25 protein-coding genes are annotated in these 25,155 nt (G+C 63.3%); 23 read left to right on the top strand and 2 right to left on the bottom strand.

The features are described 5' to 3' along the window. Positions 1-117 precede the first annotated feature (117 nt). Positions 118-948, top strand: coding sequence for an RNA methyltransferase (locus tag ACPS74_RS17035; RefSeq protein ID WP_029651983.1), 831 nt, complete (start codon positions 118-120; stop codon positions 946-948). Between the two features lie 29 nt (positions 949-977). Here the strand turns inward: ACPS74_RS17035 and ACPS74_RS17030 are convergent, their stop codons facing one another. After that, complete coding sequence (locus ACPS74_RS17030; protein ID WP_029651982.1) at positions 978-1,370, bottom strand: nuclear transport factor 2 family protein; 393 nt, start codon at positions 1,368-1,370, stop codon at positions 978-980. Positions 1,371-1,451: 81 nt separating this feature from the next. On the opposite strand from ACPS74_RS17030, the gene ACPS74_RS17025 reads away from it, so the two are divergent. From ACPS74_RS17025 to ACPS74_RS16935, 19 genes are all read left to right on the top strand, one after another. Then, a complete protein-coding gene (locus tag ACPS74_RS17025) occupies positions 1,452-1,697 on the top strand; it encodes a hypothetical protein (protein ID WP_029651981.1) in 246 nt (81 codons plus the stop codon). Positions 1,698-1,780: 83 nt separating this feature from the next. Then, complete coding sequence (locus ACPS74_RS17020; RefSeq protein WP_029651980.1) at positions 1,781-2,338, top strand: NifU family protein; 558 nt, start codon at positions 1,781-1,783, stop codon at positions 2,336-2,338. A 60-nt stretch (positions 2,339-2,398) separates the two neighbouring features. After that, positions 2,399-3,136 (top strand): tRNA (adenosine(37)-N6)-threonylcarbamoyltransferase complex dimerization subunit type 1 TsaB, encoded by a 738-nt coding sequence (gene tsaB, locus ACPS74_RS17015; RefSeq protein WP_029651979.1) that lies wholly within the window; start codon positions 2,399-2,401, stop codon positions 3,134-3,136. Between the two features lie 10 nt (positions 3,137-3,146). Then, positions 3,147-3,635, top strand: coding sequence for a GNAT family N-acetyltransferase (locus ACPS74_RS17010; protein WP_026222884.1), 489 nt, complete (start codon positions 3,147-3,149; stop codon positions 3,633-3,635). Positions 3,636-4,051: 416 nt separating this feature from the next. After that, the gene (gene miaB / locus ACPS74_RS17005) at positions 4,052-5,371 is read left to right on the top strand and encodes a tRNA (N6-isopentenyl adenosine(37)-C2)-methylthiotransferase MiaB (protein ID WP_029649504.1); all 1,320 of its coding nucleotides are present in this window, start codon (positions 4,052-4,054) and stop codon (positions 5,369-5,371) included. Beyond that, on the top strand, positions 5,368-6,411 hold the full coding sequence (locus ACPS74_RS17000) for a PhoH family protein (protein WP_029649505.1): 1,044 nt from the start codon (positions 5,368-5,370) through the stop codon (positions 6,409-6,411). Before miaB ends, ACPS74_RS17000 begins: the two co-directional genes overlap by 4 nt. A 2-nt stretch (positions 6,412-6,413) precedes the next feature. Next, complete coding sequence (ybeY, locus tag ACPS74_RS16995; RefSeq protein ID WP_029649506.1) at positions 6,414-6,905, top strand: rRNA maturation RNase YbeY; 492 nt, start codon at positions 6,414-6,416, stop codon at positions 6,903-6,905. A gap of 9 nt (positions 6,906-6,914) precedes the next feature. Beyond that, positions 6,915-7,862, top strand: a complete 948-nt coding sequence (locus ACPS74_RS16990) for a hemolysin family protein (RefSeq protein WP_029649507.1) — start codon at positions 6,915-6,917, stop codon at positions 7,860-7,862. An 81-nt stretch (positions 7,863-7,943) separates the two neighbouring features. Next, a complete protein-coding gene (lnt, locus tag ACPS74_RS16985; RefSeq protein ID WP_029649508.1) occupies positions 7,944-9,587 on the top strand; it encodes an apolipoprotein N-acyltransferase in 1,644 nt (547 codons plus the stop codon). A 281-nt stretch (positions 9,588-9,868) separates the two neighbouring features. Further along, positions 9,869-10,288, top strand: coding sequence for a helix-turn-helix domain-containing protein (locus ACPS74_RS16980; RefSeq protein WP_036241644.1), 420 nt, complete (start codon positions 9,869-9,871; stop codon positions 10,286-10,288). Between the two features lie 127 nt (positions 10,289-10,415). Then, entirely contained in the window at positions 10,416-11,606 is a 1,191-nt protein-coding gene (gene metK, locus ACPS74_RS16975; protein ID WP_029649510.1) for a methionine adenosyltransferase, read from the top strand. Between the two features lie 145 nt (positions 11,607-11,751). Next, positions 11,752-12,435, top strand: a complete 684-nt coding sequence (gene trmB, locus ACPS74_RS16970) for a tRNA (guanosine(46)-N7)-methyltransferase TrmB (protein WP_029649511.1) — start codon at positions 11,752-11,754, stop codon at positions 12,433-12,435. A gap of 67 nt (positions 12,436-12,502) precedes the next feature. Then, entirely contained in the window at positions 12,503-13,396 is an 894-nt protein-coding gene (locus tag ACPS74_RS16965) for a thioredoxin family protein (RefSeq protein ID WP_051381732.1), read from the top strand. Between the two features lie 16 nt (positions 13,397-13,412). Next, entirely contained in the window at positions 13,413-14,081 is a 669-nt protein-coding gene (locus ACPS74_RS16960) for an LON peptidase substrate-binding domain-containing protein (protein WP_029649514.1), read from the top strand. A gap of 14 nt (positions 14,082-14,095) precedes the next feature. Then, a complete protein-coding gene (locus tag ACPS74_RS16955; protein ID WP_026222882.1) occupies positions 14,096-14,320 on the top strand; it encodes a Trm112 family protein in 225 nt (74 codons plus the stop codon). A gap of 14 nt (positions 14,321-14,334) precedes the next feature. Then, a complete protein-coding gene (locus tag ACPS74_RS16950) occupies positions 14,335-15,210 on the top strand; it encodes an acyl-CoA thioesterase (protein WP_029649518.1) in 876 nt (291 codons plus the stop codon). A gap of 352 nt (positions 15,211-15,562) precedes the next feature. Beyond that, a complete protein-coding gene (locus tag ACPS74_RS16945) occupies positions 15,563-15,901 on the top strand; it encodes a P-II family nitrogen regulator (RefSeq protein ID WP_029649519.1) in 339 nt (112 codons plus the stop codon). 32 nt (positions 15,902-15,933) lie between these two features. Then, entirely contained in the window at positions 15,934-17,409 is a 1,476-nt protein-coding gene (locus tag ACPS74_RS16940) for an ammonium transporter (protein WP_029649521.1), read from the top strand. Between the two features lie 357 nt (positions 17,410-17,766). After that, on the top strand, positions 17,767-19,275 hold the full coding sequence (locus ACPS74_RS16935; RefSeq protein ID WP_029651901.1) for a bifunctional metallophosphatase/5'-nucleotidase: 1,509 nt from the start codon (positions 17,767-17,769) through the stop codon (positions 19,273-19,275). On the opposite strand, the gene ACPS74_RS16930 is transcribed toward ACPS74_RS16935, so the two are convergent. Beyond that, positions 19,276-20,724, bottom strand: coding sequence for an NAD-dependent succinate-semialdehyde dehydrogenase (locus tag ACPS74_RS16930; RefSeq protein WP_029651902.1), 1,449 nt, complete (start codon positions 20,722-20,724; stop codon positions 19,276-19,278). A 147-nt stretch (positions 20,725-20,871) separates the two neighbouring features. Here ACPS74_RS16930 and ACPS74_RS16925 point away from each other — a divergent pair, with 147 nt between their 5' ends. The 3 genes from ACPS74_RS16925 to ACPS74_RS16915 all read left to right on the top strand — a co-directional run bounded on the left by ACPS74_RS16925 (position 20,872) and on the right by ACPS74_RS16915 (position 25,133). Then, entirely contained in the window at positions 20,872-22,782 is a 1,911-nt protein-coding gene (locus tag ACPS74_RS16925; RefSeq protein WP_029651903.1) for an extracellular solute-binding protein, read from the top strand. A 66-nt stretch (positions 22,783-22,848) separates the two neighbouring features. After that, a complete protein-coding gene (locus ACPS74_RS16920) occupies positions 22,849-23,961 on the top strand; it encodes a microcin C ABC transporter permease YejB (RefSeq protein ID WP_029651904.1) in 1,113 nt (370 codons plus the stop codon). Further along, a complete protein-coding gene (locus tag ACPS74_RS16915; protein WP_029651905.1) occupies positions 23,958-25,133 on the top strand; it encodes an ABC transporter permease in 1,176 nt (391 codons plus the stop codon). The genes ACPS74_RS16920 and ACPS74_RS16915 overlap by 4 nt, the downstream gene beginning before the upstream one ends. The last annotated feature ends 22 nt before the right edge of the window (positions 25,134-25,155 follow it).

Genomic DNA, 25,155 nt, shown 5'->3' with positions numbered 1-25,155 from the left:
CGTCGGCTAAAGGTTTTGGGTAGCAATCCAGGGGCCTGCGGCGAAGCGGCGAAGCCGCCCTTCCCCCCGCGCGCTTTCCGACCTAATTTGCCGGCCGCTTTGGGGCGAGGAGGCGAATTGGTCGGGGCGGGAACGGATCGCAGCAAGACGGACCTTTCCGGGGGACCGGCGATTGTGCTCGTACGTCCGCAGCTCGCCGTCAACATCGGCATGTGCGCCCGCGCCATGGCCAACTTCGGCCTCTCCGATTTGCGCCTCGTCTCGCCGCGTGAAGGCTGGCCGCGCACCGGCGCCTATCGCAAGGGCGCCTATGCGGCCGCCGCCGGCGCCGTGCATCTCCTCGAAAGCGCGAAGCTTTACGAGAGCGTTCGCGACGCGATCGAGGATCTCTCCTTCGTCTACGCCGCCACGGCGCGCGGACGCGGCCAGATGAAGCCGGTGCTGACGCCGGCCCAGGCCATGCCAAGCACGGCGGCGCACGTGACGGCGGGCGAGAAACATGGCGTGCTATTCGGGCCGGAGCGCACCGGCCTCGACAATGACGATGTCGCGCTCGCCGACGCCATCCTCACCTTTCCGGTCAATCCCGCCTACGCCTCGCTCAATCTCGCGCAGGCGGTGCTGCTCACCGGCTATGAATGGTTTCGCGCCGCGCATGGCGACGCCATTCCCTTTGAGATCGAAGAGCGCTCGCCCCCGGCGGCGCGCGAGATGACCCTCGCCTTCTTCGATTTTCTCGAAGGCGAACTCGACAAGCGCGGTTTCTTTCGTCCGCTGACGAAAAAACCCGTCATGTCGCGCAATCTGCGCAACATGTTCCACCGCATGGGCCTTACCCAGCAGGACGTGCGCACGCTGTGGGGCATGGTCGTGCGGCTGGTGGAAGGCCCGCGCCGAGAGTCCAAGAAGCCGTGGCGGCGCAAGGAGGCGGAAGGCGCGGACTCCTGAGCCGCGCCACCTGTGACGAGGCGACCGTCCTAGTGGAGCGACCGCTTGGCTTCCCGCCGCGTGGGCGGCGGCGCGAGCGGGCTCGCCTGATGGTGGACGAGCCGCCAGCGATCCCCGTTCCAGCGAAACCAATTGGTCGCGAGCAGCAGGCCGCCGCCGACCTCCTCGATGCAAAAGACCCGCCCGTCATCGCCCTCGATGAGCGTCTTCGGATCTCGCGTCGTGACCGCTTCCTGCGCCGGGTTACGAAAAATATCGCGGTAGGAGGCGAGCACCGGCATGCGCCCGACGAGCGCCGGCCATCCTGGGTGAACGCAGGAACAGCCCTCCTCCGCCCAAAGATCATTCAAAGCGCCAAGGTCACGTGCGGCGAACGCCCGGTAATAAGCAGCGTTGGCGTCGAGCAGCGAGATTTCATCCATCGGGGGACACTGCGAGATTCGATTGGGCATGGCAAATGCAAGACGGGGCCCAGAGCAGGACGGCGCGAGAGAAATTGTTCGATGGATGCGCTGACCTGGTTCGGGCTTTTCGCGGTGAGCGCAATGCTCCTGACTTATTCAATGGAGGAACGCAGCCAGTGGTTCGTGCTGGGATTCGCCGCCGCCTGCGCTTTGGGGTCCGTCTACGGGTTCCTTCAAGGCGCTTGGCCCTTCGGCCTGGTCGAAGCGGTGTGGGCGGGGGTCGCGCTCAAGCGCTGGCGCTCGCGGCGAAGAGCCTCGCAAGACTGCGGCGAAGCGCTTAAGTAATCATGTCGAGATGTCACAGAGCGCCCAATCTGTGATATTCGCGCACTTCCGGCCGGCCTTGAACCGGACGCAGGAGTCTCCCGATGTTCATCCAGACTGAAGCTACCCCCAATCCCGCAACGCTCAAGTTTCTGCCCGGCCAGGATGTTCTGGGCCAAGGCGCCATGGAATTTCGCTCGCGTGACGACGCCATCCACGCGCCGCTCGCCGAGGCGCTGCTCTCCATCGACGGCGTCGAGGCGGTGATGTATGGCGCGGATTTCGTCTCGGTGACGAAGAACGGCGCCGAATGGCCGCACCTAAAGCCCGCGATTCTTGGCACGATCATGGAGCATTTCGCCTCCGGCGCGCCGCTCCTGACGGAAGGCGCGGCGCCAGCGCAGCCCGACGGGGAGTTCTATGACTCCGGCGACGCCGAGACGGTCGCCACGATCAAGGAGTTGATCGAGACGCGCGTGCGGCCGGCGGTCGCCGGCGACGGCGGCGACATCGTCTTCCGGGGCTTCAAAGACGGCGTCGTCTATCTCGCCATGAAGGGCGCTTGCTCTGGATGCCCGTCATCCACCGCGACGTTGCGGCATGGCATCGAGAACCTGCTCAAGCATTTCCTGCCGCAGGTGAAGGCGGTCGAGCCGGCGTAGGGGCGGCGTATCCGGAGTCGACGTTGATCGCGCTCCGAAAACCGTCATAATCGACGAATCATGCGAATCCTTGCGATTGACACCGCTCTGCCAGCCGTCTCGGCTTGCGTGCTGGACCATGACGCGGCGGCGCCGATCGCCGCCGAGTCGATTGAGATGGAGCGGGGGCACGCCGAGGCGCTGCTGCCGCTGATCAAACGCGTCATGAGCAAAGTCGAAGGCGGTTTCGCCTCGCTCGACCGGGTGGCGGTGACGGTCGGACCAGGCTCTTTCACCGGCATTCGCATCGGCCTCGCCGCCGGTCAGGCGATCGCGCTCGCCTGTAAGACAGAGATTGTCGGCGTTTCGACGCTCGCCGCGCTTGCGGCGCCGCTGATCATTGATCCCTTCGACGGCGTGGTCGCGGCCGCGATCGACGCCCGCCATGACAAGGTCTACATCGCCGCCTTCGGCCCGGACGGGCGCCCGCTCCTCTCGCCGCGCCGCATCAACCCGCATGAAGCGCTTCGCGCGCTCGGGACCGGCCCGCTGCTTCTGACCGGTTCTGGCGCGCCGCTGCTTGCGAAAGAGGCGCGCGCCCGCGGCGTACCGGTCAGGATCGCGAGCGAGCGGCCTGCCCCCGATATCGCCCTCGTGGCGCGTCTGGGCCTTGCCGCGCAGCCTGATACTGCGCCGGCCCGGCCGCTTTATCTTAAAGAGCCCGACGTCACGATGCCGGCTGCGCGGCCCAACGCCCCAAAGGGCGCCGTGGACTTGGGCGATGCGGCAGCGCGCGCCGCCGCTGCGGCGCAGGCGTGAGCTTTGCGCCATGACGCTGCTTTCGTCCTTCTTCGCCAAGCCGACATTCGTCATCGAACCCATCGGGGCGGAGCGCGCCGATGACTGCGAACGTCTGCATGGGGCGTCCTTCGCTTTTGGCTGGTCGAAAATCGACTTTGAAAATTATTTGACGGACGCCCACATCATCGCCGATGGGGCGGTCCCCGAGGGCCGGAAAGGCGAGCTTGGGGGGTTCATCCTTTCGCGGCTGACGCCGCCCGACGCCGAAGTCCTCACTTTCGCCGTCGATCCCAGCAGACGCGGCGCGGGTCTGGGCCGGCGCATTCTGGAAAAACATCTCGAACATCTGGAGCGCGGCGGCGCCCGGCTCGTCTTTCTGGAGGTGGCCGATGACAATGAGGCCGCGCTGAAGCTCTACGCACGCGAGGGCTTCAAAGAAATCGGCAGGCGGGAGAATTACTATCAGCGCGCCAACGGCGAACGGCGCGCGGCGATCGCTCTGCGACTGGAGATCTGAGCGAGCGCGGCTTGCGGACGGCTATAATGAGTCGCCCGGGCGCGCTGCTCACGGCGGATGCGCTGCTCCTGCGCTACGGCGGGCCAGTTCAGAAAATATGAGTGCAGGTCGCCTCTTGCGGCGGTAGAGCATTCCAGAGCACATCGACTCATGTGATCGATAAGGAATCGCTCAAAATCAAAATGTTGGAGCAGGTTCTCATCGAAAAAGTCTGTCAACTTTTTCGGAACCTGCTCTAAGGCGCAAAAAAAGTCGTATAGTGCGTCCACTCGGATGGCGCGCCGAGTCGCCGGGGCGAGCGATGGAGCAGAAAAATAGTCACAGACGTCAAAGAACTGATTGAGGCGCGATCCAAACCTCAGCGGTCCGAAGCGGCACGACTCTCCAAAGTTCTGGTCAAGTCATACGGCTGCCAGATGAACGTCTATGACGCGACGCGCATGGCTGACCTGCTCAGCCGCGAGGGCTACGCCGAGACCCAGAGCGAAGAAGACGCCGATCTCGTCATTCTCAACACATGCCATATTCGGGAAAAGGCCGCGGAAAAAATCTATTCCGAACTCGGCAAGCTTGCGATCGCCAAACGCGCGCTGAACGCGCAAGGCCGCGACATGAAAATCGTCGTCGCCGGCTGCGTCGCCCAGGCTGAAGGCGAAGAGGTGCTCAAGCGCCAGCGCGCCGTCGATATCGTCGTCGGTCCGCAGAGCTATCACCGACTGCCGGAGCTGCTGCGCCAGGCTAAAGACGGCGCAAGGGTCTCGGACACGGATTTCGCCGTGGAGGACAAATTTCGCGTCCTGCCCGCTCCCAGTGGGGCACAGATTCGCGCGCGCGGCGTTTCGGCTTTCGTCACCGTTCAGGAAGGGTGCGACAAGTTCTGCTCGTTTTGCGTCGTGCCCTATACACGCGGCGCCGAAGCATCGCGTCCTGTCGCCGAGATCATCGCCGAGACCATGCGCCTCGTCGACGGCGGCGTGCGCGAGATCACGCTGATCGGCCAAAACGTCAACGCTTATCTTGGTGCTGATGGCGACGGCCGGCAGGCAAGCCTTGCGCAGCTTCTCGATCGGCTGGCGCAGATCGAAGGCTTGGCGCGCCTGCGCTACACCACAAGTCATCCGGTCGACATGGCGCAAGAGCTTATTGACGCGCATGGCTCAAATCCAAAGCTCATGCCCTATGTGCATCTGCCGGTTCAATCGGGTTCGGACCGCATTCTGAAATCCATGAACCGCAAGCACGGCGCAGACGCATATCTTTCGATCGTCGAGCAGCTTCGAAAGGCCCGGCCAGACGTCGCGATGTCGTCGGATTTCATCGTCGGCTTTCCCGGCGAAAGCGACGCCGATTTCGAGGCGACGATGGCGCTCGCCCGCGCTGTGGGCTTCGCTTCAAGCTTTTCTTTCAAATATTCGCCTCGGCCCGGTACGCCCGCCGCCGACCGCGACGATCAAATTGACGAGACCGTCAAGAGCGAACGCCTCGCGGCGCTACAGGTTTTGCTAGAAGAGCAGCGGCAAGGCTTCAACGCGGCGACGGTCGGCCGAGAACTCGACGTGCTCTTTGAAAAAGCCGGTCGGCACGAGGGGCAAATTGGGGGCAAGACTCCCTATATGCAGGCTGTGCATGTTGAAGGCCCGATGGCGTGCATTGGCCGCGAAGTCAGAGTGAAGATCATCGCGGCGGGCTCGAATTCCTTGAGCGGACGGCTCATGAGCGAGGAGGCGAAGGCTTGACGACCATCGACGACCCGTTGCTCGCCGCACGGGGACCGGAGCCTGTTGACCCTGAAGCGGAAATCACGCTCGCCTTTGAAAACAACCGTCACGCCTCGCTCGTTTTCGGCCTCTACGACCAGAATCTCGCCAAGATCGAACGACGCTTGCGGGTCGCCTCCTTCGCCAATGGCAATCACGTCACGCTCAAAGGCAAGTCCGAGGCCTGCGAACATGCGCGACGCGTGCTGGAGGCGCTTTATGAGCGCGTCGCGATGGGTCAGACGATCACGCTGGGCGACGTCGACGGGGCCATAGAAGAATCAGCGCGCCAACGCAGCCTGTTTCCGGATTCGGAGCCGTCACGCGGCGCTTTCGAGCAGATCCTGACCCGCAAGCGCGGGTCGGTGCGCGCGCGCAACGCCGCGCAGGACCAGTATTTGCGGGCGCTCAAGCGCTACGAGCTGGTTTTTGCCGAAGGTCCTGCGGGCACGGGTAAGACCTGGCTCGCGGTCGGCCACGCCGTGCAGCTAATGGAGCAAGGAGCGGTCGAACGGCTGATTCTGTCCCGTCCCGCCGTCGAGGCCGGCGAGCGTCTCGGCTTTTTGCCCGGCGACATGCGCGACAAGGTGGACCCCTATCTCCGCCCGATCTATGACGCGCTGCATGATTTCATGGACGCGAGGATGGTCGAGCGCGGCATGCAGACCGGACTCATCGAAGTCGCGCCGCTCGCGTTCATGCGCGGCCGCACGCTGACGCGAAGCTGCATCCTGCTCGATGAGGCGCAGAACGCCAGCTCGATGCAGATGAAGATGTTTCTCACCCGGCTCGGCGAAGGCTCGCGGATGATCGTCACCGGCGATCCATCGCAGACCGATCTGCCTCCCGGGCAGAAATCCGGCCTCTCGGAAGCCGTAAGCCTGCTCGCCAATCTCGACGTCGTCGGCCGCGTGAAATTTTCGGAAGGCGACGTGGTGCGTCACGATCTTGTTCGGCAAATCGTTGGAGCCTATGAGCGCGCCGCGCGCGCCAACAAGCAGACGCGCGGGGACCCCTGACTTTGGAAATCGACGTGAATGTCGCGGCGCCCGCCTGGCGGCGGATCGCCGACTTGGAAGATTTGGCAAGAGAGTGCGTGCATCAGAGTCTCGCAACGAGCGAGGCCACGCTCGCGCCGGAATGTGAAATCAGTGTCACATTTTGCGACGACGCGGCGATCCAGGAACTCAACGCCGAGTGGCGCGGCAAGGATCAGCCCACGAATGTGCTGTCTTTTCCGACGCCTGGCCTGCTCGAGCGCAAGCCTCTGCTTGGCGACGTCATCGTCGCCTTCGAAACCGTCGCCAGAGAGGCGGAGGAGCAGGGCAAGCTTTTGCGCGCCCACACGGCGCATATGATCGCGCATGGATTTCTGCATCTAATCGGATATGATCACGAGACCGCCGCCGAGGCCGAGCGGATGGAAGCGCTGGAGCGTAAGATCGCGACGGCGCTTGGATTTCCCGACCCCTATGCGGATGATGCAGACGGGCCGGCCGGCGGAGCGAATTGAACAAAGCGCATGTCGACGCAATACGATAACGCCGACGATCCAATTCCATTCAGACGAACTGGCGATGGACCACGCCTGAGCCTCGTCGACAGGCTGCGCGGGCTGCTCGGTCTTTCGCCGGCCTCGGTGCGCGAGGACATTGAGGAGAGGCTTGACGAATCTGCGGGCGACGTGACCCCGCATGAGCGGGCGCTCTTGAAGAACGTCCTCGGCCTGCACGACATGCGCGTCGACGACGCGATGATCCCCCGCGCCGACATCGTCGCCATCTCGCTGGATGCGCCGCTGCGCGAAGCCTTGGAGCTGTTTCGCACCGCCGCCCATTCGCGCCTGCCGGTTTACGCCGATACGCTCGACGATCCGCGCGGGATGATCCATATCCGCGATTTCGTCAATCATATCGCGTGCTGCGCCGATCGGCCCCAAGGCGCCGACGTTACGACCGTCGAACCAAAAAAGATCGACTTCGACACGCCGCTGTCGCAGGCGAATTTGCTCAAGCCGGTGCTCTTCGTGCCGCGCTCCATGCCGGCGCTGGATCTTTTGATCCGGATGCAGGCGACGCGCACGCATCTGGCGCTCGTCATCGACGAATATGGCGGCACGGACGGCCTCGTCACCATCGAGGACATCATGGAGATGATCGTCGGCGACATCGAGGACGAACATGACGTCGTCGACGAGTCGGGCTTCGTCGAGCTTGAGAACGGCGATTTCATCATCGACGGGCGCGCCGATCTTGATGAAGTGACGGCGCGGCTCGGCGTCGACTTCAGACTTGAAGATACGCCCGCCGAGGTGACGACGCTCGGCGGTCTGGTCGCGTGGCTCGCCGGCCGCGTCCCGATGCGCGGCGAAATCATCGCGACGCCGGTAGACTCTCACGAGTTTGAGATCGTCGACGCCGATCCGCGCCGCGTCGGCAAGCTGCGCGTGCGGTCGCGCCGGCCAGCGTGAGACATCCTTCGCTCGCGCATAAATTTGTCTGCTAAATCCGCTGTAAAGTCGGCCTGCCGATTCGCGGCGGTTCGAGGATCGATGGCGCAGATAGCCGAAATCGCCAGCGCGCGCGCGTCGGCGCCGACTCTTTTGCAGCGCATTGTCCTCGCCCGCGGCTGGACGCGCCGCGCGATCGCGTTCTGCGCCGGCGCGGCCGGCGCTCTCGCCCTCGCGCCTTTTGATTTCATCCCGGCCATGTTTGCGCCGCTGACCGTCGCCGTCTGGCTCATCGACGGCGTGGCGGACGGCGAGGATGCGCCGCGCTTCGCCCTTGCGCCGATCGTCTCGGCGGCCGGCGCCGGCTGGTGGCTGGGCTTCGGCTATTTCGTCGCAGGCCTCTGGTGGATGGGCGCCGCGATGCTCGTCGAAGCCGACCAATTCGCCTGGGCGCTGCCGCTCGCCGTATTCGGGTTGCCGGCGGTTCTCGCGCTCTTTCCCGCCGCGGGTTCCGCGCTCGCGCGCCTCTTGTGGTCGCCCGGCGGCGCCCGCGTCTTCGCGCTGGCCGCGGGACTGGGCGCCGCGGAGTGGCTGCGCGGGCATCTGTTCACGGGCTTTCCCTGGAACGATTTCGGCATGGCGCTCACAAGCGCCGGGCCAATGGCGCAGACGGCCTCTCTCGTGGGCCTGCACGGGCTCGACATCATCGCGATCGTGATTTTCGCCGCACCTGCGACGCTGATCGATCGCGCGCCGCGCGGCGCCCGCCGCATCGGCGGGACAATGTTCGCTGCAGCGGCGCTCGCCATGCTGATGTTCGCCTATGGCGTGTTTCGGCTGGGCGCCAATAAGACGGAATATGTCGACGGCGTGGCGTTGCGCCTGATGCAGCCCAATCTCCCTCAGGATGCGAAATTTCGCCCCGAGAACGGCGCGAAAATCTTGCGTCGCTATCTCGACCTCTCGGAACGCGCGACGAACGAGCGGCCCTCCGGGCTCGCCGAAATCACCCATCTCGTCTGGCCGGAATCGGCGTTTCCTTATGTCATTTCACGCCACCCGGAGGCGCTCGCGGCGATCGCCCGCGCGCTCAAGGGCGGCGTTCTTTTGACCGGCGCGGCGCGGGCCGAAAGCGATGGCGACGGACGGACGGGCAAGATCTTCAATTCGATCGAGGCGCTAAAGGGAGAGTCGATCGTCGCCTTTTACGACAAGGTTCATCTCGTCCCCTTCGGAGAATATCTGCCGCTGGAGGATCTGCTGCGGCCGCTTGGAATCAATCACCTCGTTCCCGGCATATGGGACCGCGGCGCGGGTCCGCGCCTTCTTGCGGCGCCCGGTCTGCCGCCAATTGCGCCGCTCATCTGCTACGAAGCGATTTTTTCCGGCGAGACGATCCAGCGCGACGCCGCCGATCGCCCCCGGCTGTTTCTCAACGTCACCAATGACGGATGGTTCGGCCGCACGACCGGCCCCTATCAGCATCTGGCCCAGGCGCGCCTGCGCGCGATCGAAGAAGGGCTGCCAATGATCCGCGTCGCCAATACCGGCGTTTCGGCGATCATCGACGCCTATGGACGCATCCTTCAGTCGCTGCCGCTCGGCGAAGAAGGCCTCATCGACGGGCGTCTGCCGAGGGAGGCGGCGCCCACCGTCTTCGCCGCATACGGCGCGCTGGCGTTCCCAGCGCTCCTCGCCCTCGCGACGGCCATGGCCTTGTTCGGCGTCGCCAGGCGCCGGCCATAAAGTCGCTCCCGCTTCGTCGGGCGCTCGATGATCCGCCCGCGACGAAAGGACGCCGCTTGCATGCTGGCCGAGCGCTTTCTCGTTCCCTGAATCTTGCATTTTTTGCGGTTCCACGGGCCGCGCAGCTATCGGGCAGGCCGGGAAATGTAGACGGTCCTGGCCGGGAAGATCGCCGCCCCTCCGCGCTTAACTGAAATCTTCTTGAAATTCATGCACCTAACTGCGATGTAGCTTGCGCGCCCGACGACAATTCGGCTACAACTGTGCAGGAGGCGGTAACGTTGAAGAAGGCGCCAGACCCGATCGATCGTCACGTCGGCAGCCGCGTTCGCATGCAGCGAATTCTCATGAAAATGAGTCAGGAGAAGCTTGGAGACGCGCTCGGACTCACTTTTCAGCAAGTTCAAAAATACGAGAAGGGCGCCAATCGCATCGGCGCGAGCCGCCTGCAGCAGATTTCGAAGACTCTGAACGTGCCGCCGTCTTTTTTCTTCGAGGGCGCGCCGACCAGCGGCGCGCCAGCGCCGTCCGACGGATTCGCGGAGGAGTCCTCGTCGCAATATGTCGTCGATTTTTTATCGACGACGGAAGGCCTGCATCTCAATCGCGCCTTCGCACGCATCCGCGATCCCAAGGTGCGCAAGCGCGTGCTGGATCTGGTGACGACGCTCGCAGAGCAGCCCGAGCCGCCAGGGGAATAAGAGAATGTCGTTCTCCAAAACGAACGATTTGGCCTTTTCGGCTTGACGCACCGAACAGGCGCTGGCAGATGACTCCCCCTGCTCCGCAGTTATTCAACTTTTCCTCAAAGCCAACGGAGATTTGGAAGTGACCCGGAAAAATTATCTTTTCACGAGCGAGTCCGTTTCCGAAGGCCATCCGGACAAGGTTTGCGACCGTATTTCAGATGAAATCGTTGACGAGTTTTTCCGTGAAGGCCCCAAGGCGGGCATCGACCCCTACGCCATTCGCGTCGCGGCGGAGACTCTCGCGACGACAAATCGCGTCGTCATCGCCGGAGAAGTGCGCGGGCCGCATGTTCCCTTCGATCGCATCATCGAGATCACGCGCGGCGCGATTCGCGCCATCGGCTACGAGCAGCGTGGGTTCCACTGGAACACCGCGAATGTGGAAGTGCTGCTGCACGAGCAGTCCGTCGACATTGCGCAGGGCGTGGACGCCGCCGGCAACAAGGACGAAGGCGCGGGCGACCAGGGCATCATGTTCGGCTACGCCGTGCGCGAAACGCCCGAACTGATGCCGGCGCCGATCTATTATTCGCATAAGATTCTGGAGCTGCTCGCCCAAGCGCGCCATAGCGGCAAGGAAAAAGGCCTCGGTCCCGACGCCAAGAGCCAGGTCACGGTTCGCTACGCTGACGGCAAGCCCGTCGAGGCGACGCAGATCGTGCTGTCGCATCAGCACGTCGACGAGACCCTGTCGCCCGCCGACATTCGCAGCATCGCCGAACCCTATATTCGCAACGCGCTGCCCGATGGCTGGATCACCAACACGACCGTCTGGCACGTCAACCCGACTGGTAAATTCTACATTGGCGGCCCCGACGGCGACGCCGGGCTGACCGGCCGCAAGATCATCGTCGACACTTATGGCGGCGCTGCGCCGCACGGCGGCGGCGCGTTCTCCGGCAAGGATCCGACCAAGGTGGATCGTTCGGCCGCTTACGCCGCCCGCTATCTCGCCAAGAACGTCGTCGCGGCCGGGCTCGCCGACCGCTGCACGCTGCAGCTGTCCTACGCGATCGGCGTCGCCGAGCCGCTCTCGATCTATGTCGATCTGCATGGCACCGGCCATGTGTGCGAGGAGAAGGTGGAAGAGCTGCTGCCCCAGCTCATTCGCCTCTCGCCGCGGGGGATTCGCGAGCATCTTCAGCTCAATCGTCCGATCTATGCGCGCACCTCCTCCTACGGTCACTTCGGCCGGACGCCTGACGCGGACGGCGGCTTTTCCTGGGAGAAGACCGATCTCGTCGACCAGCTGAAGTCGCATTTCGCGTAAGTTCGGCCGGTTCGGCGAGCGGCTCTGAAGGCGAACGCCGCAGCGGGGAAATGCTCTGTCCGTCGCGAGATGGCTCTGTTTGTGACGCGGGCGCAAGCGCCACAAACTGGACGACGTTCCAAATGATCGCGGCCAATTAGCGCTTATGAGCGAGACCTCTCAGCAACGCGGCGCTCACGCCCGTCTTTATGGCCGCTCGAAAGGCAAGGCGCTCCGAAAGCGTCAGGCGGCTCTGATCGACGAGCTCTTGCCGCGTCTGTCGCTCGACCTTGCGCAACCGCCGGAGCCAACGGCCGGCGAAAGACGCCTCGAGATCGGCTTTGGCGGCGGCGAGCATCTGATTGCGGCGTCGAGCGACAGCCCCGAGGTTGAATTCATCGGCTGCGAACCTTTCCTCAACGGCGTGGCGAAGCTCCTCGCCCGGATTGACGAGCGTGGACTGACGAATATCCGCCTGCATCAAGGCGACGCCGCAGAAGTGCTCGACTGGCTGCCCGAAGACAGCCTGTCGCGCGTGTATCTGTTTTACCCAGATCCTTGGCCAAAGAGGCGCCAGCGCAAGAGGCGATTCGTCGCGCGAGAAAATCTCGACCGTCTGGCGCGGGCGATGCATGCGGGCGCGGAGCTGCGCTTTGCGACGGATATCGACGATTACGCCGCCTGGACCTTGGCGCGGCTGCGCGCCCACCCAGCCTTCCGCTGGCGCGCGCAGCGCGCGGAGGACTGGCTAACGCCGTGGCCAGACTGGACCCGAACCAAATATGAAGCCAAAGCCATGGCCGAAGGCCGCAATCCGGTCTATCTGACCTTCGTCCGGGCGTTGCGCTAAGCCGCCTCCAAGCTGCAAAGACGTCACAAAATCACACGGCCGATGATGGCGACTAGGGGAGAAGCGCATGGTTGAGACGGCGGGAATGGCTAAGGCGCCGACGACGCCGGTCGAAACGACCACGGATCGTTTCCGCGCCGACGTTCTCGACGCTTCGATGCGGCAGATCGTGCTCGTCGATTTTTGGGCGCCATGGTGCGGCCCCTGTCGCCAGCTCGCGCCCGTCATCGAGCGTCTGGTGGCCGCCTCGGGCGGCAAGATCGCGCTTGTTAAAATGAATATCGACGCCGATCCGCTGATCGCCGATCAGCTTGGCGTCAAGTCGATTCCGGCCGTCGTTGCGTTTCAGCGCGGACGGCCGATCGATGGTTTCGTCGGCGCGCTGCCCGAAAGTCAGATCAAGGGCTTTCTGGAGCGGCTGATCGGCCCGATCGAGGACGAGGGCGATGCGCTCGAAGCGGCACAGGCGATGGTCGCGGAGGGCGATCTCGCCGGCGCGGAATCGCTGCTGAGCGAACTCGCCGGCGGCGAACCGCCCAACGCCAATGCCGCCGCCGCCCTGCTGCGTCTTTATATCGATTCAGGACGTTTCGATGAGGCCGGGGCGCTGTTTGAGGCCCTTCCCGACGCCATACGCCGCGACAGCGGCGTCGCGGCGGCTGGGGCGGCGCTTCAGATCGCCCAACAGGCCCAGGATCTCGGCGAACTCGACGAACTGAGAAATCGCGTCAACGGCAATCCTAACGACATGCAGGCCTGTTTCGATCTGGCGCTCGCGCTCAACGCCAAAGGACTGCGCGAGGAAGCGGCGGATGCGCTGCTTGACATCATCCGCCGCGACCGTAGTTGGAATGACGATGGGGCAAGAAAGCAGCTCATTCAGTTTTTTGAGGCGTGGGGACCGATGGATAAGGCGGCCGTGAGCGCACGGCGGCGGCTGTCCACGTTGCTCTACTCCTAGGGAGGCGTTCGCCAATATGAGCCTGAACCGTCCCTACGCCGACATCGACGAATTGCCGAGGGTTCTGCCGCTCTTCCCACTTTCGGGCGCCATATTGTTGCCGCGCGGCGAACTGCCGCTCAATGTTTTTGAGCCGCGCTATCTCGCAATGGTCGACGACGCGATCGCCGGCGCGCGCCTGATCGGCATGATCCAACCGCTGCCGGGCGACGAGACCGTCGGCGAAGCAATGCAGCTCTATGATGTCGGCTGCGCCGGACGGATCACGCGCCTCGCCGAGACCGGAGACGGCCGCTATCTCGTCACCCTCACCGGCGTGGCGCGGTTTCGCGTTCTCGAGGAGCTTAAAGTTCGAACGCAATACCGGCAGTGTCAGGTCGCATATGACGAATTCTTTGAGGATTTGACGACGGGCGCCGGCGCCGACGCGGTCGATCGCGAAAGCATGGTGTCAATGTTGCGCAACTTCGCCGAATGTTCGAAACTCGAAGTCGACTGGGCGAGCATAGACGCGGCGCCGACCGAAACGCTCGTCAACGCGCTCGCGATGATGTGTCCCTTCGGCGCCAACGACAAGCAGGCGCTGATCGAAGCCATCGATCTGAAAACCCGCGCGGAAACGCTTATCGCGCTCGCGAAGCTCGATCTCGCGCAACGAAACGGCGACCGGCCGCAATGGCATTGAAGGAAATTGACACCATGACTGACGAACGCGATTCCGGCGCCGAGAGATTTGAGTCCCCTGCGGAGCCGACACGGATTGATCCGCGCCTGCTCGAAATCCTCGTCTGTCCACTGACGAAGACGACTCTCGAATATGACAGCGCGCGCCAGGAGCTCATTTCGCGCTCGGCGCGGCTTGCCTATCCGATCCGGGACGGCATTCCGATTATGCTGCCCGAAGAGGCGCGCCAGGTCGACTGACCGGCTCGTCCGCAATGGACGAAAACGCGCCATCAAAGCTTCCGGCGCTTCTCGATCTTGAGGAGCTCGGACCAGACCTCTTCCGCGGCCATAGCCCGGCGTCTTCCGGCCGTCAGGTCTATGGCGGACAGGCCGTGGCTCAGGCGCTCGTGGCCGCGACGCGGACGGCGCCCAAAGACCGCCCCGTTCATTCACTGCACGGCTATTTCGTCCTCGCCGGCGACCCCTCGATTCCAATCGACTTCGCCGTCGAACGCGTGCGCGACGGCAAGAGCTTCACGACGCGGCGCTGTAACGCCACGCAGCGCGGACACACGATCTTCTCAATGGAGGCGTCGTTTCAGCGTCGAGAAGAAGGTCTTGCCCACGCCGCCCCTATGCCGGACGCGCCGGACCCAGAGGGTCTCGACGACGTGCACGCGCTCGTCGAGCGTTTTCGCGCCTTCCTTCCGGAACAGGCCGAGAGCTGGCTGAAGCGGCGAAGCGCCCTCGATATGCGCGTCGTCGCGCCCGACGACGTATTTTTTCCCGAACGTCGCGCAGCCGGCCAGATGATCTGGTTTCGCGTGCGCGGCGCGGTCCCGGACGACCCCGCCATTCATACAGCGCTGCTCGCCTATCTTTCCGATATGACGCTGCTCAATACGGCGCTGCTCGTTCACGGACTTACGATCTTCGATCCGAAGATTCAGGTGGCGAGCCTCGATCATGCCCTGTGGATTCACGGGCCGTTGCGGGTCGACGAATGGCTGCTCTACGCGCAGCAAAGCCCCTGGGCCGGCGGCGCGCGCGCCTTGACGCGCGGGCAGATTTTCACCCGCGAGGGACGCCTCGTCGCCTCGGTGAGCCAGGAAGGCCTGGTGCGCCAGCGCGACTCGGCGCGAACCTGATACCTGCGCACATTTTAGGCAACAGGCCAATGTCTGCATAATTTCTAGGCGCATTACCGGCCGGCGGCGCCCTAAGCGAAAGCGCTCGGGCGAACCGAGGCCGACGCTGACTCTCGCGCATAGTCGAGGCGGACAAAGGCAATAGCCAACCCGCTGCAAGCTGCAGCACAGTCGGTGTCACAGCAGATACGCCTTCCGGCCTGTAGATTTCAGGCGTCAGCGCGGCTGGCATGGCATTTGAAGGCGGTAGTCGCCGACGCGGCGGCGTCCTCCCCGCGAATTGCAATCAAGAGACGCCGCCGTCACGCGAGCGACGCTCGCCAACGAGGTCGATAACCAACAGGATTGGCAGATGAAAATCGTCACAGCGATCATCAAGCCGTTCAAGCTCGATGAGGTCCGCGACGCGCTGACCAACATCGGCGTGCACGGCCTTACCGTGACTGAGGTCAAGGGCTACGGACGTCAGAAGGGACATACGGAAATTTATCGCGGCGCAGAGTATGCGATCAGTTTCTTGCCAAAGCTAAAAATCGAAGTCGCCGTCGACGCCGCCCTCGTCGATCAGGTGATCCAGGCAATCTCCAACACCGCGCGCACCGGACAGATCGGCGACGGAAAGATTTTCGTCACGCCGCTCGAACGCGCCATCCGCATCCGCACCGGCGAAACCGACACGGACGCGCTTTGATCGCCTCCCCGCAACATCAGGAGCTTTTACACATGAAACTTCCTTCGCCTCGAAGCGCTTCTGTCGCTTCGGTCATCGCGGGAGCGGCGATTTCGGCATCATTGGCGTTTCCGGCCTTCGCCGCGAACGATCCGACCCCCAATCCCGGCGACACCGCCTGGTTGCTGACGTCTTCGCTCTTAGTGTTGATGATGTCGATCCCGGGCCTCGCGCTGTTCTATGGCGGCCTGGTGCGCGCCAAGAACATGCTGTCGATCCTGTCGCAGACCTTCGCGATCGTCGCCCTCGTCGGCGTGATCTGGACGGTTTACGGCTATTCGCTCGCCTTCGGCGACGGCGGTTCGCTGAGCAACTATATCGGCGGCTTCAACAAGCTGTTTCTCAAGGGCGTGACGGCCGCTTCCAATGCGGCGACCTTCACCCCCGGCCATGTCATTCCGGAATATGCTTATTTCGTCTTCCAGATGACCTTCGCGATGATCACCCCGGCGCTGATCATCGGCGCCTTCGCCGAGCGCATGAAGTTTTCGGCGGTTCTGCTGTTCGTCGCCTTCTGGGTGACGGTCATTTACTTCCCCATCGCGCATTGGGTGTGGGGCGTCGCCGATCCGAACGCGCTTGTCGACGCGGCGACCCAACTCGCCGCAGCGGGCGACGAGGCGGCCAAAGCGGCCGCGCAGGCGAAGATCGATGAGATCAACGCCGCCGTGGGCTGGCTCGCCGGCAAGGGCGCGCTGGACTTCGCGGGCGGCACGGTGGTGCACATCAACGCCGGCATCGCGGGTCTCGTGGGCGCAATCATGGTTGGCAAGCGCATCGGCTACGGCAAAGAAGCCTTGCCGCCGCATTCGCTCACCCTGTCAATGGTCGGCGCCTCGTTACTGTGGGTCGGCTGGTTCGGCTTCAACGCCGGCTCGAATCTCGAGGCGAACGGCACGACGGCGCTCGCCTTCGTCAACACCATGGTGGCGACGGCGGCTGCGGCGCTCTCCTGGATGATCGTCGAGTGGTTGGTGAAGGGCAAACCGTCGATGCTCGGCCTTATCACCGGCGCGGTCGCGGGCCTCGTCGCCGTGACGCCGGCGTCGGGTTATGCAGGTCCGGTCGGCGCCATCGTCCTTGGCCTCGCCGTTTCGCCGATCTGCCTCTTCTTCGTCGATTTCGTGAAGAAGATGGCGGGCTACGACGACGCGCTCGACGTCTTCGGCGTGCACTGCATCGGCGGCATCACCGGCGCCTTGGCGACCGGTATTCTGGTCAGTCCCGATCTCGGCGGCGTCGGCATCACCGACTACACCAATCTGGAAACCTTCGCCGGAACCTACGACATGATGGCGCAGATGAAGGCGCAGGGAATCGCCGTCGTCGCGACTCTCCTGTGGTCCGGCATCGGGTCGGCGATCCTCTATAAGCTCGTCGACCTCATCGTCGGACTGCGGCCGACTCCCGATCAAGAGCGCGAAGGCCTCGACATCACCGATCACGGCGAGCGCGCTTACAACTACTAAGTTTAGTCTCCTGAACGATGCGAAGCGGCGCCCACGGGCGCCGTTTCTTTTTCTTTTATAGCAGACGCAAATTGTTATGGCGCAACGCTTGCCGCCCCTCTCCCCGCGGAGAGCGGGGAGAGGTGGGGCGTTTGAAGAGAAGGGCGGCTATACCTCCCCCTTGCGGGGAGGTCGCGACGCGAAGCGGCGCGGGTGGGGGTGATGACGTTTCTCTCAGCGCAAGTCACCCCACCCGGTTCGCTTCGCGAACCACCCTCCCCGTCAAGGGGAGGGATTTCGCCTCCCACCATGACGTATTGCCCTCGTCATCGAGGGAAGGCAGATTGCGCGTCTTTCCAATCGGATTAGGGCTGGCCTATGTCGCGGTTTGTTAATCGGCGCGTTTTCCTTCTTTGCTTAGCTGTCGCGCTCGGGATCCCGATTCTTTCCGCCCGCGCCGCTGAGCGCGTCGTCAATCTCACCTTCGTCGTCTTCAGCGACATCTACGAAATGGCCGAGAGAGACGGACGCGGCGGGTTCGCCCGGATCGCCGGCGCGCTGAAAGCCGAGCGCGCGAAGGCGAAGAATATCATCGTCGCGCACGCCGGCGACACGCTGTCGCCTTCGCTCACCTCGAGCGTCGACAAGGGCGCGCATATCGTCGAGCTCCTCAACCGTGTCGGCCTCGACGTGTTCACGCCCGGCAATCACGAGTTCGATTTCGGCGAGGCGGTTTTTCGCCAGCGCATGGGCGAAGCGAAGTTTCCTCTGCTCGCCGCGAATCTACGCGATGCCTCCGGCCGCGCCCTCCCCGGCTTTGCCGACAGCAAGATCATCGATGTCGATGGGGTGAAGGTCGGAATTTTCGGCCTGACCGACGACGAGTCCGCGAGACGGTCCAGTCCCGGAAGCCTGAAACTTCTGCCCGCGATCGAGACGGCCAAGCGCGAGGCGCAGGCGCTGCGCGACGCCGGCGCGGATCTTGTCGTCGTCGTCACGCATTCCGAATGGCAGGACGATCTGCGTCTGGCGAAGCTTGGACCAATCGACATCGTTCTGTCTGGCCATGACCATAATCTTTATGTCGCCTATGACGGCCGCGCCGCCATCGGCGAGACACAGGCGGACGGCGTCAATCTCGTCGCCATCGATGTCGAGATGCGGATCGCCGACGACGGCGTCAAGCGCTGGACGCCCAGGTTCCGCATCATCGACACGGCGGACGTGGCGCCAGACGCCGCGATTGCGGAGCGCGTCGCGCAATATGCAGCCGAGATCGACAAAGCGCTGGACATCGACATCGGCGTCGCAAAGACGCCGCTCGACAGCCGAAAGGCGAGCGTGCGCGGTGAAGAGACCGCGATCGGCGACTTTTTCGCCGACGCGATGCGCGCCGCCGCTGGCGCTGACGTAGCAATCATCAACGGCGGCGGCATTCGCGGCAATCGCAGCTATGCACCCGGGACAACGCTGACGCGCAAGGACATCGCCAAGGAGCTGCCGTTCAACAATCAGCTGGTGACTCTGGCGCTTACAGGCGCCGATCTTCGCGCGGCGCTGGAAAACGCCGTTTGGCTGATCGGCAAGGACGCGGGGCGATTCGCGCAGATTTCCGGCGCCCGCATTGTCGTGCGGCGCGACGCGGTTCCTGGCTCGCGGCTTGTTTCAATCGAGGTCGGCGGCAAGCCGCTAGACGACACGAAGCTCTACAAGCTTGCGACGATCGACTTCCTGGCGCGCGGCAAGGACGGCTATATCGCGCTTGCGCGGGGGAAACCGCTCGTCAGCGACCTCGAGGGTCCGCTGCTGACGAACGTCATCATCGACGCCATCGAAAAGGCCGGCGCGATTGCGCCCGTCGTCGATGGCCGCATCAGGATCGAATGATCAAAGTCCGCCGAGGCAGACATATTTGATCTCGATGTAATCATCGACGCCGTAGCGCGATCCTTCGCGGCCGAGACCGGAGTGTTTGACGCCGCCGAAGGGCGCCACTTCCGTCGAGATCAGCGTTTCGTTGACGCCCACCATGCCGAATTCCAACTGCTCGGCGACACGGATGACGCGCGCGACGTCGCGACTGTAGAAGTAAGCGGCTAGACCGTAAGGCGTCGCGTTGGCGAGACGCACCGCTTCAGCCTCGCTTTCAAAGGAAATCAGCGGCGCGACGGGACCGAAGGTCTCCTCGTTGAAGATGAGCGCGTCAGCCGGCACATTCGCGAGCACGGTCGGCTGAAAGAAAGCGCCGCCGAGCGCGTGGCGGGAGCCTCCGGTGAGAACCTTCGCGCCGCGGGCGATGGCGTCGGCGACGTGACGCTCGACCTTTTCGACCGCAGCTTCTTCAATCAGCGGACCGATGGCGACGCCCGCCTCCGTCCCTTCGCCGACCTTTAACGCGCCAGCCGCCGCCGCGAGCCTTTCGGCGAAGACGTCGACGATCGACGCATGCACGAGGATGCGGTTCGCCGAAACGCAGGTCTGACCGCTGTTGCGGTATTTTGTGGCGATCGCGCCCTCGACGGCGCGCTCGAGATCGGCGTCTTCAAAGATAATCAGCGGCGCGTTGCCGCCAAGCTCCATCGAGCATTTCTGGATGTTCTCGGCCGCCTGCCGCAGCAAGATTTTCCCCACCTCGGTCGAGCCGGTGAAGGTCAGCTTGCGCACAAGCGGATTTTGCGTGAATTCGAGCCCCACGGGCGCAGGGTCCTTCGCCGTCACCACATTGATCACGCCGGCGGGCACGCCGGCCCGTTCGGCAAGTTCGGCCAGCGCCAGCGCGGAGAAGGGCGTCAGCTCAGCAGGCTTCACCACCATCGTGCAACCGGCGCCGAGCGCCGCGCCGACCTTGCGCGCGAACATGGCGGATGGGAAATTCCACGGCGTGATCGCCGCGGTGACGCCGATCGCCTGTTTGAAGACGAGCAGGCGACGGTCTGTCGGACCCGGTATCACGTCGCCATAGATGCGCCGGCCCTCCTCCGCGAACCACTCGATGAAGCTCGCCGCATAGGCGATTTCCCCGCGGGCTTCGGCGAGCGGCTTGCCCATTTCAGCGGTAATGATGCGCGCCAGCCGCTCCTGATCGGCCATGATCAATTCGAACCAGCGGCGCAGGATATGCCCGCGCTCCTTGGCGGCGCGATCGCGCCAGCTTGGCAGCGCCCGCGCGCAGGACTCGATCGCCCTGCGCGTTTCGGCTGCGCCCATGTCGGGAACTTGGCCGAGGACCGCGCCTGACGCCGGATTATTGACGGCGAAGGTTACGCCGCTGTCGGCGCCGACCCAAAGCCCGCCGATGAATGCTTGCTCGCGAAGGCCTAGGCTGACAGAGTTCATTCGACTTCCCCTGGGCGCGCGTCGCGCATTTTTGCTACAAAGGGCCAAAGCGGCGTGACGGTCCTTAACGGGCCGCTCGCGAACCCGCAAAAAAACCGACATAATCGCGGTTCATGGGCAAGCGCCCACCGCCGCCTGAGGTCACATTTGGCTCATTCCACAATCGTCGATCTGACGCGCATTCGCCTGTCCCGTCGCTCTGTTATCGGCGCCGGCGCCGCCGCCTTGATCGCACCGCGCGTGCTGGCCAAGCCCGAAGCGCCGACCGCCGCCTCCAATCGCTTCGGTCCGCTCGCGCAGGGCGAAGTCGAGAGCCACGGCCTTTCGACCTTTGGCGACCTTGGCGAGCCGGCCGACTTCAAATATTTCGGCTACGTGAACGCGAAAGCCCCCAAGGGAGGGACTTTGGCGCTGTCGCCGGCAAGCTCGACCTATGACAGTTTCAACGCCTATGTGTTGCGGGGCAATCCCGCGACGGGCATGACGCTCGTCTTCGACAGTCTGATGAATCAGAGCCTCGACGAACGCGACGCCTACTACGGCCTCGTCGCCAAGAAGGTGCGCATCTCGCCCGACAAGCTCACTTACGCATTTCTGTTGCGTAAAGAGGCGCGCTTTCACGACGGCTCACCGCTCACGGCGCATGACGCCGCCTTCTCGCTCAACATTCTCAAGAGCAAGGGCCATCCTGTCATCAGCCAGATGCTGCGTGACCTCGAAAGCGCCGAAGCGGAGGCGGACGACGTTCTCGTGCTGCGCTTCACGCCCGATCGCACGCGCGATCTGCCGCTCAGCGTCGTGGGTCAGCCGATCTTTTCGCGCGCCTATTACAAGGACCGCGACTTCGCGGCGACGACGATGGAGCCGCCGCTCGGCTCCGGGCCCTACAAGGTCGGCGCCTTCGAGCAGGGCCGCTACATCGCCTATCATCGCAATCCCGACTATTGGGCGAAGGACCTGCCGATCACGACAGGCCAGGCCAATTTCGACGTCGTGCGCTTCGAATATTTCGGCGATAGCCAGGTCGCCTTCGAAGCCTTCAAGGCCGGCGCATTCACCGAGCGAGAGGAAAACATCGCGCGCGTTTGGGCGACGGGCTATGATTTTCCGGCCTTCAAGGAAGGGCGCGTCAAGCGAACGACGACGCCCAACTACAACATTCCGCAGATCCAGGGATGGTTCTTCAACACGCGCCGCAAGATTTTCAAGGATCCGCGGGTGCGCGAAGCGATCGGCTACGCCTTCGATTACGAATGGACAAGCCGCAACCTGATGTATGACGCCTATAAGCGCATCTCGTCTTATTTCGAGAACTCCGAGCTTGAAGCCAAAGGCTTGCCGAGCGAACAGGAAAAGGCGCTGCTGGTGCCCTTTCGCGCTGATCTGCCGGCGGAAGTTTTTGGCGAGCCCTTCGTCGCGCCGGTTTCCGACGGCACGGGTCAGGATCGCGTCCTGCTCAAAAAGGCGAATGATCTGTTCGTCGCGGCCGGGTGCACGCGCAAGGATGGCGTTCTATGCTTGCCCGACGGAACGCCGCTGGAATTCGAGTTTCTCGACAATACCAACGTCTTCGAGCGGCACACCCAGCCCTTCATCAAGAATTTGAAGCTGCTCGGAGTCAACGCCCACATCCGCGTCGTCGACGCCGCGCAATACAAGCAGCGACTTGAAAACTTCGACTTCGACGTCGTTCATGACGTGCTGATGATGAGCTGGAACCCCGGAGAGGAGCTTCGCGCTTATTTCAGTTCGAAGACCGCCAATGTGCCCGGCTCACGCAACCTGCCGGGGGTCTCGAATCCGGCGATCGACTCGCTCGTTGAAAAGGCGCTCCAGGCGCAAACGCGCGAAGAGCTCGTCACCTGCAGCCGTGCGCTCGACCGCGCTTTGCGCGCGCAGCGCTATTGGGTCCCGCACTGGTATAATCCGGTGCATCGCTTCGCCTATTGGGATCTCTTCGGCCAGCCCGAGCGCCCGCCGAAATTCGACACCGGCGTGCTGTGGACTTGGTGGTGGGACGAAGATAAGGCGAAAAAAATCAACTTCACGGGACGCTAAGGGGATTTCCCGGCGCCGTCCATCGGGAGCCGAAATGCGGCCGATGCAAAAGAACGCGAGACGTTAATGGGAGCCTATATCGCCCGCCGCGTGCTGCTGATGATCCCGACGATCCTCGGCATCATGCTCATCTCTTTCGTCATCGTGCAGTTCGCGCCGGGCGGTCCGGTGGAACGCATCATCGCGCAACTGCAGGGCTTCGACGTCGGCGCAACCGGACGCTTTTCCGGCGGGGGCGGCGACGTCGGACAGGGCGGCGCGAGCCAGACCGGAACGATGGCCGCCGAAACCGCCTCGAAATATCGCGGCGCGCAGGGGCTCGACCCGAAATTCATCGCGGAGCTCGAAAAGCAGTTCGGCTTCGACAAGCCGGCGTGGGAGCGATTCCTGCTGATGGTGAAGAATTATGCGATGTTCGATTTCGGGCGCAGCTACTTTCGCGACGAGAGCGTCCTCAAACTGATCGGCGAAAAACTTCCCGTGTCTATTTCGCTCGGCCTTTGGATGACGCTTCTCTCTTATTCCATTTCGATTCCGCTCGGCATCGCCAAAGCGGTGCGCGATGGAACGAAATTCGACATGTGGACGTCCAACGCCATCATCGTCGGCTACGCCATTCCGAGTTTTCTGTTTGCGATGCTGCTGATCGTGCTCTTCGCCGGCGGCTCCTTCTGGCAGATCTTCCCGCTGCGCGGCCTGACCTCGGACGATTTCTGGCAGCTGTCGCTGTTCGGCAAGGTGAAAGACTATCTCTGGCACATCATTCTGCCCGTCTCCGCGATGACGCTTGGCGCCTTCGCAACGCAGACCTTTCTGACAAAGAACTCTTTCCTCGACGAGATCCGCAAGCAATATGTTCAGACCGCGCGCATGAAGGGCCTAACCGAGCGGCGCGTGCTCTATGGACATGTGTTTCGCAACGCCATGCTGATCGTCATCGCCGGTTTTCCCGGCGCCTTCGTGCACGCCTTTCTCACCGGCTCGGTGCTGATCGAGACGATCTTTTCGCTTGATGGACTGGGCTATTTGTCTTTCGAGAGCATCGTCAATCGCGACTATCCGGTCGTGTTCGCTAATCTCTACATCTTTGCGCTGCTCGGACTTGTGGTGAATCTCATTTCCGATCTCACCTATACCTGGATCGATCCGCGCATCGATTTCGAAACGCGCGAGGTATGACGGTGAGCGCAGCAGCAGCCGACGCCGAAACGCATCTCGCTCCGCCCCTTCATCGCGAAGGCTGGCTGCGGCTCACGCCGCTCGATCGGCGACGCCTCGACAGTTTCAAGGCGAACAAGCGCGGCTATTGGTCGTTCTGGCTCTTCATGACGCTGTTCATCATGGCGCTCGGCTCGAACTTCCTGGCGAACGACCGGCCGATTCTGGCCTGGTACAAGGGCCAATTGCTGTTCCCCGCCTTCGTGTCCTATCCCGAAGATAAATTCGGCGGCTTCCTGGCCCGCACCGATTATCGCGATCCTGTGATCGCCGACGAGATCAAAGCGCATGGCTGGATGCTTTGGCCGCCGATTCGCTTCTCCTATGACACGCATAATCTCGAGCTGCCGACGCCCGCGCCCTCTCCGCCGACCTGGATGCTGACGCAGCAGCAATGCGAGGTCGCCGCGGCGAAAGGGCTGCGGCCAGGCGAGATCAATCGCGGCTGCGCCGCGCTCGAATATAATTGGCTCGGCACCGATGATCAGGGCCGCGACGTCGTCGCGCGACTGCTTTATGGATTCCGCATCTCGGTGCTGTTCGGACTGATCCTGGCGACGATCTCCTCGATCGTCGGCGTCGCCGCGGGGGCGATACAGGGCTATTTCGGTGGGCGCGTCGATCTTGTGTTCCAACGCTTCATCGAAGTCTGGTCGTCGCTGCCGCAGCTCTATCTGCTCATCATCATTTCATCCTTCTTGACGCCCGGCTTTTTCGTGCTGCTCGGCATCCTGCTGCTCTTCTCCTGGGTGTCGCTGGTGCATGTCGTTCGCGCCGAGTTCCTGCGCGCGCGCAATTTCGAATATGTCAATGCGGCGCGCGCGCTTGGGCTGAGCAATTTCAAGATTATCGTCAAGCACCTGCTGCCGAACGCCACCGTGGCGACGCTGACCTTCCTGCCCTTCATTCTCAACTCGTCGATCACCACGCTCACGGCGCTGGACTTTCTGGGGTTTGGCCTGCCGCCGGGCTCGCCCTCGCTCGGCGAACTGTTGCTGCAGGCAAAATCCAATCTTCAGGCCCCATGGCTGGGACTGACCGGCTTTGCGATCATCGCGCTGATGCTGTCGCTTCTGGTCTTTGTCGGCGAAGCGGTCCGCGACGCCTTCGACCCGAGGAAGAATTTCCGGTGACGGCGTGGTAGATTGCAGGCGG

Origin of the sequence: Methylocystis sp. SB2 (genome assembly GCF_049817085.1) — a bacterium.
GTDB classification, from domain to species: Bacteria; Pseudomonadota; Alphaproteobacteria; order Rhizobiales; family Beijerinckiaceae; genus Methylocystis; species Methylocystis rosea.
This window is presented reverse-complemented; position numbering and strand designations above follow the sequence as displayed.